This is a genomic window from Acinetobacter sp. Swhac1, assembly GCF_013390985.1.
Lineage (GTDB): Bacteria > Pseudomonadota > Gammaproteobacteria > Pseudomonadales > Moraxellaceae > Acinetobacter > Acinetobacter towneri.
Genome location: NZ_JACASN010000047.1, coordinates 1 through 9,973, shown reverse-complemented (window position 1 = coordinate 9,973; position 9,973 = coordinate 1). Strand labels below are relative to the sequence as shown.

Genomic DNA, 9,973 nt, shown 5'->3' with positions numbered 1-9,973 from the left:
TATATTGAACGCTATAATCGGACCATACGTTATAGTTGGCTGAGCAAGCATTTATTTGATACTTTGGATGAAGTACAAGATTATGCAACAAACTGGTTGTGGCATTACAACCATGAAAGACCACATCGAGCTAACAAAGGAAAGCCACCTCTAATGGCTGCTTAACCTCTACTTTTAACTTCGGTTATTTATGGGAGGATTACCTATTGATCTTTCAATAAGCTAAATAATGTTTCTATCTTATTGCGTTGCCGTAGGTGATATTCATCTGGTCAATGTTTGAGTTGTTTTTGGAAGTGAGTAAAGAGAAGCGTTTAAAATTGCATCGGGCAAATTTTCGGAAAGTGAAGGTGTATTTTTTTATTTCAATAATAATCAAATTTGTCTGATGATTATATATACTACAATTTCTGAAAATAGCTTGTTTTTTTAAAAAATCTTCGCTAGTATTCTTTGCGCTTGAACTTGTTGAATTATAACAAATTCAATTTTAGGGCCTATAGCTCAGTCGGTTAGAGCAGCGGACTCATAATCCGTTGGTCGACAGTTCAAGTCTGTCTGGGCCCACCATATAAAACAACCACTTAGGTGTACTAATCCTAAGTGGTTTTTTTGTTTTTGTATTCTAGTAAGCAAATGGTAAGCAGCTTAAATCAACATTATTCTTAACTGGTTTTGTTGTGTAAAGAATTGAAAAATAGAATTTCCTGTAGTTAGTCAAATTTAAGTGACAACATGGGTATGGAGGCGATCTAATTCTGGCATGGCTTAATCACAATTTAAGTTAATACTTTGAGATGCGAATTATGATGTATATGTCCCATTTTTTAGATCAGTTTATTACAAGTTTCTACGTAAGCGTCCGGTGAACCTCATAGTTATTTTTTAATTAAGTTAGATTTACAGCAGTGTGGTCGTAATTCATCTAGTCGGGACACTTTATGTGTTGACAGCCTTTTTAGCATATCACTTAAATAGGCATAGGAATCCAATCCATTCAGCTTTGCTGACTGAATGAGGCTTATCATATTAGCCGCTCACTTACAACTGCGCAGCGAGTCAGTAAACAACCAGTTCTTACGTCCCAAGGCCTACGGACACATCTGATTTTCGATCCCTTACGAAGTAATGCTTCTTAGGTTGATTGGTAAGTTACCATCAACCAGATAGCGGTAGAGTGCCTGCCAGAGTTTTAAGCTTTAGTTGATCGTTCGAACAGTTAGAGAACTCGATAGCCGCGTTAGATGGTGTTGGTTGAGCCATTAATACAGTTGTTGCATGATCGGTTGACTATGTTGTTGACAGTAGTGGCATGAATCCGGTTATTGGCGGTTTCATGTAGCCACCGGCCAATAGGGGGCCATTGGTAACAATCAACATCTAACAGTAAACTCGAAGTCTTCAAGCTTGCTTTTAATAACACAATAAAGCTTGATTTGAGGTATCCATTAAAGCGTTCAACTTTATCTTTGATTTGTGCAGAGTAGCGCTTACATATGCTGGGGCGAAAGCCATATTTTTTAGCACAGTCGAGCAGTTTAGGGTTTCAGTATGGTGACTGGTTATAATGTTGCAAGATATTCCCTTAAGATCGATCCTGACCTTTCCTAGATATCCAAGCTCTAAAATTTCTTGGTAGAGTACAACGGCAGGAATCCATTCAGGATAAGGAGTATTTACGCGTTCAAGAAAATAAGGTTTATATGAGTCAAGAATACTTATTCTAGGTTGTAAGCCGATACTGTAGTGTGGACTTTTGCTGTAAATATTTACGCACGGTATTTTTAGATTCCGCAAGTTCTCAACTCATTACCTTAAATAAACCTTGTTTATACAGTGTTTAAACTGTAACTTCTTGCTCCAAAGTTAACATATTTGAGCAGTTCCAAATGACTACTATATTAACTAAGTGGCAGTTTTTAAATGCCGCTAGAGGGATATTTTACACTGCCGCTAAAATATTATAATTAAACCCAATTGATATATTAACTTAACCTATTGAGATGTTGTCATAATGGGGTTAATTAATTGTATGATAAATTTTAGGTATAAGCTTATTCATTAGGAAATTGTACTTTTAAATAATCTGGTTTGAGCGCCATAGCTAAAAAAATTCTCATTACTAAATGATAATTAAAATTATGTGTTTAATATAATAGTTTTTTATAAAATTTCAATTACTCAATAAGATTGTGAATATTTTTATTAGTTGTTTAAAAATTATAAATTTATATATTTTATTGATTGATATTTTAAATTTAATAAGAAAGTGGATAATGAATTGAGATTTATAAGGTGGTTATGTATGGTAATTCTTCTGAATTGAGTGGTGTTGAAGATAGATGTGATTGACTGTCCTTAAGAAGGTAATAGTTTTACTTTTGTAGTTTCATACTTTTTTTAAAAATATCTTATATAAATCAATATTATAATTGTTTTGTTAATTTTTAAAATTTTATTTAGTAGTATAGGATCATAAAAAAATCAGATATATATATATAAATTAATTAAAAAATTTAGTTTTATGTAAATGTATTAAACCAGATATCTTAATCAACATGAAACATAAAGTTAAACAAATTACTCAAGATAGATTATTGCTATCTACTAGTGAGGCTGCTCGTTTATTAGGGTATGCAGAACAAACATTACGTAAATGGGCATTGTATGAAAACGGACCAATAAGTCCTATTAGGCATGGTCGCAGTCTTCGATGGAGTAAAGCGGAAGTCTATAAATTTGCTTGTGTCAAAGAAGAAGTCTAGAAAAATTGAGATAGTTTTTCATGCTATTGGCGTTCACTCTATTTAGAGGTAAAAAGCACGCAATAACAAGAAATACTATCTCATCCATAAAATTTATATACCTATTTTTTAAGAAATATCACCAGTTTAAATTGGATTTAGATTTAGGCTCTAGGCTTTGTCATGCTCAAAAAAAGTCTTAATGAAATTTTTATAGGGTAGGATTTGGAGTTAATAATGTCCAAAAAATATTCAAAATCAAAGCAAAAAGTCAAACATCGTAGTACGAGTCACTCGAAGATTGTGGTTGAAAAAACTCAATTGGACATACTTAAGACTGTACTTAATCAAACTGGCTCTAGTGTAACCCTGCAAAAGAAGGTCCAAGGCCAAATACTTACTTCAATTGCTAAACGAATCAGTGACGATCTTGAATGTTTTAAAACAGCATGTGCTTATTTACCGGATTCGATCAAGCAAGATCAGAAGGTTTGGGTTGAGGCTCAAACAAGTTATGTTTTTTGGTTCGAGCTTTTTCATTATTTAAAAAGTGCTTCAATTAAGAAGGAATCAAGAAATTATTTGTTTAACAGGATTTTTGAATATTTAAACCAAAAAGATAAGACGGAAATAAGGTTTTATATTAACAAGGAGGTGTTTAAAAAACGTGGATATTCTAATCATGAAAAATTATATAAAAGTGATTTTGTGAAATTTTTTAAATTGCCTAAGAATTTTAATGAGTATTAAGAGTTATTTTGGAGTTAATTAAAATGAGTGAAATTTTAAATCAGGAAGATCTTGAAAATCATTGTAATGATTTTGAGAAAACAATTTCTGGATATAGTGAAAGACTTGCGGTTTTAAATTTTGAATATGTTCAAGATTTTCATTTGAATTTTATAGATAAAGATAGTTTTGAAATTCTAATAGATCGCTGTGAAATGTTGTATTTTAATATTTGCAAATATCAGCAAAGAACTAAATATAAGCATATATTGGGGTTTTTGAGTATCTCGATACTATGCAATAATTCTAAAAAATTAAATAATGGTACTAGAATTGAGATAAATAATAAAACTTTTGAAATTTTAAATTATGTAATGTTTTTGTCTGGATTGCTTTTGAAGCTTGATGACTCAGAATTAAAAGTCCAAAGAATAAACTATACATTATACTTATTACTTAGAGTGGTGGGTAAAAACTTTGATAAATGTGTAGATGATGTATTAACCAATCTTGTTTTCTATTTTAGAGCAATTATAGATGTTGATCCATTAAAGCTTTCGAAAAAAGAATTTAGTAATTATGCTAAACATCACAAAGACCGAACAATTGCTACTTGTCTAGTTTTCAATGCACAGAAAAATAATCAGATTGAAAAATCATTAAATCGCTATTTAGATGAATATAGGGTGGCTGTTGAAAATCTCTACTATGATGAAAAAGTACAGGTGAATAGAAAAAAAGCTCAACCCTCACTTGAGGAAACAGAGGTTTCTATTTTAAGTTTCATTGCCCCACCTTTGATCACAGAAGGCTTCTCGGATTATTCGGATGCTCGTGCAAAGGATGATGATGATGATGATGAAGATATAAAAAAACGTGAATATGATTTTAGTCAAGATGAGAGTACACGCAGAGTATCCTCTTTTGTTGATCATCAAGTATTGCGTCGATACCTCGATCATGTACACGAACAGACTGTGAGTAATGTTTATTATATTGACCCACCTTTTTTGAAAGTTATTTATCAGGTCTTACATGACGAACTACAGAACAATAAAGACATAGAAAAATCTGCCATGGCTGCCTGTTTCTTAATGTCATTATGTACAGGAATGAGTGCTGTTGTCTTTCAATATATTGATTACTTTTTTGAAATGAAGAAATTAAAACATTCTTCTGGTCGTGATTATTATTTATGGACCGTCGATGCCGATGTTAATAAAAAGTTGGAGGGAGAAATTGCAAAAAAAGGAAATAGGCAGAATAAACATTCCAGTTGGACATTCCAAATTCCTGCAATGTGGATTGATCGAATCAAAAAAGCGCAACTAAGTGGCTATACAAACACCGATTTTAATCAGTATTTGAAAGAGTGTTTCTTTGGTTATTGTATTGGAAATCTATCTGTTACTCATATCGCCTCGCAGCTTTCATTTCATTTACATCGAATTTGTGAAGATGATTTACAAAAGAATTTTCTCATTGGTAAACAAGTTTCACATCAACCTGATCTGGCATACGGTGGTTTTTCTTATAAACAGTTAAATGATTCGTATGAGAAATACGTATGGCTTTGGTTTCAGAATAAACATGAGAGTCATGTGCTAGATCGTCCTCAATTCATTCAAGCTAAAAGTGATGAACGTGTAGGAAGTCAGCGAGCTTGGTCATTTAATCAGGCGAAAAAATTCTTAAATTCACTGAACAACCAGGTCATTGAGGTATTGAGGGATAAGAAATCAATTGAAGAACGATTTAATGCTTTCAGTGTCTGGATTTGGATTTGTTGTCTTTTATCCTCAGGAGCACGCCCAGCAATTGCTGCATCGAGTATCAAGGAGAACTATGACTTCATTACAGGCATAGTCTACATTCATGATAAAAATAGCCAATCACGACGTCATGGCCGCTTTTCACCACTGACTGAATTTTTTGCTAACGAATTAAAGCTTTATGAAAAATTCATTATAGACCTTATGGATTCAGGGATGTTAACTAAAAGTGAGGATAACTACTATCTTCATTATTGGAAGAAAAATGCAGGATTCATGAATATAAAAATAAGTCCTTTAACTCAGAAAGATGTGGCTTCTTACCTTGCACGGAACTTCCCTGAAATAGAGCCGTTATACCCCAATTGGATTCGACATTTTGTAAGAAATACCCTTGATTTGCCAGATGCAGTTTTCAAGTCATGGTATGCGCATGATCAACAAGGTGAAATTGGATTTTCTAAATCATCATCTTTACAGCCATATGCTTACAAAACTCAAATTCAGGATGCTTTAAGCAAGCTTTTTAAAGATCTTGAACTCATATCTGTGGGGATTTCTTTATGAATAATGAAAAATTAGAGAGATTTTCAAAATTAAAGCAAGAATTGGAATCTATGGCAAAGAGCATATTTGAAAGTATTTCAAATATGCTAGTTGAAGAGGTTGTGGAGCATAATTTAAAGCTTAAGCTTGACGATAAAATTAAAGAGAAGATATATAAGGCGAGAGCCAAAGTTAATAAATACTTCAAATCACTAAAATTGGATGCTGATGAGTTAAAAGCTGGATGGCAATATTGGTCAGATTTATGTGTTCAAAATAAACATGAGATTGAATTAAAGATACAATGGTTGGCTTGTAATTATGATATACCACTGATTCAAACCAGCTCTTTCCCACCTAATATCAAAGATATTGAATCTACGCAAACTAAACTGCAGAGTGGAAGGGAATTACATGATTTTAAGCTAAAGCTGCATGATTTTTGGCAAAAGCAATTACCACATTGGCTTAAGACAAGTAAATTCAATCCGTATGCGACATTCGAACAAAAACAATTTCTACTTCGTCAGTTCTTATTGGCTCTCATTTTTGACTGTGGATGTCGGACACGAGCTGATTTGCTCTCAATTTTAAAATCAGTGAGGGAAACATATTCGAATGATAGAGTTTCCCCATTTGAATTATCTGGTGGTCTTGTATCTGTATATGGTAAAGATATTTCAAAATTTGCTTGCTTATATAGTTATCCTCTAGAAAATTCGTCTTATGCAAATTTAATTTACGATGAAAAATCATACCAAGTTAAACAAATTTATCTGACCCCAATGAGTTTTTTGATGTTGATTCGACTTGTAAACGAGATTGAGTTAGAAACACAACCAGAAAAAAGACAAGTAGATCAAGAATTGGTGCAATTGATTGATTCTATAATCAATCTAAATAGGGAAATGTTAGATCAAAAAATCTTATCGGGCTTACAAGATGTAGATCACGAACATGCTGTTATTAAAATTTTTTCAAAGAATAGATATAAGCTTTTTGATCATTTAGATTACGTGCAATATTTTGGAACGAAAAATACATTAGATGGTTTTCTTATTGCTTTATCTAAGGGAGTTTTTAATTACTCGGCGCTTTCTTATTCATCCTTAAAAGCACTGGAAGGAATTGATAAACATCACAGTACTCAGACGTCTAAAAAAAAGAGCATCAATCAAGCTGTTGTAGATAATTTTTACTATACGGAATTGAAGAAGGCTAAGTTGGAGCAGATTCGAAATTTGAATACTGATTATCACTGTGCCGCAGATATTAAAAAGAGTTTAGTAAGAAACTTGGATGTTAATAATGTGAGTGTGAGTGAAGTTATAGCTGAATTTTCAAAGGATCTTAGCTTGCTTCAAAACAGTTATTCTTCCCAGCAATATAGCTCGTCAAAAGATATCGCTCTTGTTAGTGTTCAGATTGTGGTGATTACTTGGTATTTGGAGTGCCTGAAAGAAATAAAATCGATTGACTCTGGTAAAAGTAAAAAAGGTATTAAGCTGAGTTCTTTAGATACCTATAAATCATCATTTATTGACGAACTTTTTCTATATGTTGTGAGTAATGATTTAGACCTTCAAGCCATAGATGAAGAAGAATTTGAAGAGATCTACAGTCATATTTTGGCTGTCAAATCCATTGGCGATCGTAGCAAGAAAAACAGAAAACATTCACAAAATGGGAGGGAGATTAAACATAATAGTTATGGGCATGCGGTAAGTAATCTAAAAAAATTTCACAATAGCTTAATACGTAATTTTGGTGCTCCTCGTGTTAATTATTTAGATCAACTGCAATCAACTGATTTGCAAGTGTGTAGAACGTCCTATGTTACTCCAGTAATGTTTAATCAATTTAAAAATTTAATAGCTGTCCAAACTCAGTTGACCAAAGACCAGAAGAACATACTTAAAGTCATTTGTACTCTTGCGTATAGAACGGGGCTAAGACTCAATGAAATTTTGGGATTAAAGTTAAGTGATTTAGCTATGATAAATTTTAAATATAAAACAATTGGTTATGATCCTCATTATTATTTTATCAATGAAAAACATGAAATTTGCAAAATTTTTATCCACAATAATTATACTCGTCAGATTAAAACCACTAATGCAAAACGGGGAATGTGCCTGGATCAATTACTGACTAAAGCTGAGTTAATGTCAGTTATTCATTTGATTAACAAAAAAATGAAGGTGCCTATTAATCAAAATACATTAGGTGCCAAAGATTGTTTGATTTTCTCTGAAGAGGGTGGGAGTATTTCACCTCGATCTGTGAGTCAATTGATTAAGAAGATATTTGATCAGTTATTGTTGAACCAAGCACACGACTATTCATTTCATAGCTTTAGGCACACTGCTGCGACCAATCTAGCTTTAGTTTTGAAAGGAACAGATTCACTGATCAAATCTTGGACTGATTATTCACCAGAGCAAGTTCGCAAAATTAAAAGCTATCTACTTTATAGTCTAGATCATGCTGATGTTCGTACTGATGTATGGAGGAAGCTTGCTCATCTTATGGGGCATTCTTCTATTGAAATGACGGTAAATCATTATTTACATTTTGGACCATTATTGGTTGCTGATGCGCAATGTATAGAAGAGAGTAAAGTATCTGCAAAAATAGTCAGAGCTTTATTGCCGGTTAAATTATTTAGTAAACAGTTAAATACATCGCAAGTGACAGAAAAAATTACTCTAAAAAGTATTGTAGAAAAATTGAATTCAAGCTCGAGAATAATTCAAGAAATGATATTTCCAGATCGTTTTATTACTTATGTCGCAGAGCAAGAGGTGATCGAAGAAGATCAAGACATGATGGTAAGACGTCAGCTTATGGCAAGCTTCAATCATATTTTGAACGCTCTATCAGGTAGAGAGGTGGATACTTTAATCAGTACAATAGGGAGTGATGTAGCTGTAAAACTCTATGCAAATCGTCACTTTCAACATAAGAAGGTTCAGAAATCCCCAAGTGCTCTAGATCGATTATTAAGGCATATAAACCGGAATAAGACAGCTAATTTATTAGTTGTTGAAAATTATCAGTGTTTCAATTGTTTAATGAGTGATAGCTTTGTACTTGATTACTTTCAGCGCCGTATACGATTAATTGATGCACGTATGGAAGTTTATATAAAGAGTGAAAAAGATTACCAGGAATTTAGTAGGTTCTTAGGCAAACTAGGAAAAGTGGATCCATCTGCATTTGATAAAAGAATCAGTGTTTCCAAAACTTGGAAGGAAGTTGAAGTAGAACTAAAAAAAGCGAAGAGTAAAAAAGGTGTGAATGTAGAAATTAAGAATAAGAATTTTAAGGACAACACATGCCAAAAAATCTTTAGCACTTTATTTTTACTATGTGTATATCGTCAGAGAAATATGAAGCAGAGTTCTGGCTTGATTACATAGTTTTGCTAGTGTAGTCGCTATGTGAGGATTAGTAGATATGGCTTGTTTCCGAAAAATGTTAAATAATCAGAGTAGTAGATAGGAAATGGGCTTAAAAATATGAGGACTAAAACCATATGTTGAATTAAAAAAATCAGCATTTTAATCCTCATGTTTAATAGTATCGAATTATTCTACCCTTGATGATCGAATCGGTTTAAGCCGGATTTTGTTTATTTGAATCTGGCTTTTTTTTAGCAGATTAAGCAACAAACCTAATGATTCAATCAAGATTATTCTTTAGTTATTGATGGCTTTGTTGCATAAACATTCAAAAGCCGAATTTCCCCCAAGCCGTTCAAATTTAAGTGACAACTCGGGTATGCGGTCTACCTAATTCCGTGAATTTATTTAATACTGCTACACGTGCATGTATTTCATTGACCTGACTTTGAAAATGTCTTGCAGTCAGTCTATCCCCCAATAATTTGATGCAATGCATCCTGGTTTCCACCAAACTGCGACGATGATAGCTCGACCATTTTTTCCATAGTGTCCTGCCTAAATGTTTAACCGTTTGAAGTAATTCATTGCGCTCTAGTGAGTGAGGCTTAGTATCTTTCCAGGGTTTAGCATTTTTTCTGGGTGGATCACTGATCCTAGACAAAATAATGGACAGCACGTCCCTCTAAAGATAACGTAACTTTAATCTTTGGAGATTCAAGAAATGGCTAAACGTTTTAGTCCCGAATTTAAACAGCAAGCGATTGATTATGCACTT

The 9,973-nt window shown here is 32.9% G+C and carries 5 protein-coding genes, 1 tRNA gene and 3 pseudogenes; 6 read left to right on the top strand and 3 right to left on the bottom strand.

The window, feature by feature from the left end:
* Together HX743_RS14840 and HX743_RS14835 are read left to right on the top strand one after the other, a co-directional pair.
* Nucleotides 1-165 (top strand): integrase core domain-containing protein (locus tag HX743_RS14840; RefSeq protein WP_178319589.1); only part of this gene is annotated, 165 nt, incomplete at its 5' end.
* Nucleotides 166-493: 328 nt separating this feature from the next.
* Nucleotides 494-570: transfer RNA gene (locus tag HX743_RS14835), tRNA-Ile, on the top strand.
* Nucleotides 571-878: 308 nt separating this feature from the next.
* On the opposite strand, the pseudogene HX743_RS14830 reads toward HX743_RS14835, so the two are convergent.
* Together HX743_RS14830 and HX743_RS14825 are read right to left on the bottom strand one after the other, a co-directional pair.
* Nucleotides 879-1,319 (bottom strand): annotated as a pseudogene (locus HX743_RS14830) (transposase domain-containing protein); the annotation flags it as partial.
* A pseudogene (locus tag HX743_RS14825) lies at nucleotides 1,304-1,837 on the bottom strand (IS21 family transposase); the annotation flags it as partial. The pseudogenes HX743_RS14825 and HX743_RS14830, both read right to left, overlap by 16 nt.
* Before the next feature lie 721 nt (nucleotides 1,838-2,558).
* Between HX743_RS14825 and HX743_RS14820 the strand changes: the two are divergent.
* The 4 genes from HX743_RS14820 to HX743_RS14805 all read left to right on the top strand — a co-directional run bounded on the left by HX743_RS14820 (nucleotide 2,559) and on the right by HX743_RS14805 (nucleotide 9,213).
* Nucleotides 2,559-2,765 carry a helix-turn-helix domain-containing protein gene (locus HX743_RS14820; protein ID WP_010111312.1) on the top strand — a complete coding sequence of 69 codons (207 nt, stop codon included), beginning with the start codon at nucleotides 2,559-2,561 and terminating at the stop codon, nucleotides 2,763-2,765.
* Between the two features lie 216 nt (nucleotides 2,766-2,981).
* The gene (locus tag HX743_RS14815; protein WP_131262052.1) at nucleotides 2,982-3,494 is read left to right on the top strand and encodes a hypothetical protein; all 513 of its coding nucleotides are present in this window, start codon (nucleotides 2,982-2,984) and stop codon (nucleotides 3,492-3,494) included.
* Nucleotides 3,495-3,517: 23 nt separating this feature from the next.
* Nucleotides 3,518-5,812: a hypothetical protein gene (locus HX743_RS14810; protein ID WP_178319588.1), complete on the top strand. Its 2,295-nt coding sequence runs from the start codon at nucleotides 3,518-3,520 to the stop codon at nucleotides 5,810-5,812.
* Nucleotides 5,809-9,213 carry a tyrosine-type recombinase/integrase gene (locus tag HX743_RS14805; protein WP_178319587.1) on the top strand — a complete coding sequence of 1,135 codons (3,405 nt, stop codon included), beginning with the start codon at nucleotides 5,809-5,811 and terminating at the stop codon, nucleotides 9,211-9,213. Before HX743_RS14810 ends, HX743_RS14805 begins: the two co-directional genes overlap by 4 nt.
* 343 nt (nucleotides 9,214-9,556) lie before the next feature.
* Here the strand turns inward: HX743_RS14805 and HX743_RS14800 are convergent.
* A pseudogene (locus tag HX743_RS14800) lies at nucleotides 9,557-9,841 on the bottom strand (transposase); the annotation flags it as partial.
* Between the last annotated feature and the right edge of the window lie 132 nt (nucleotides 9,842-9,973).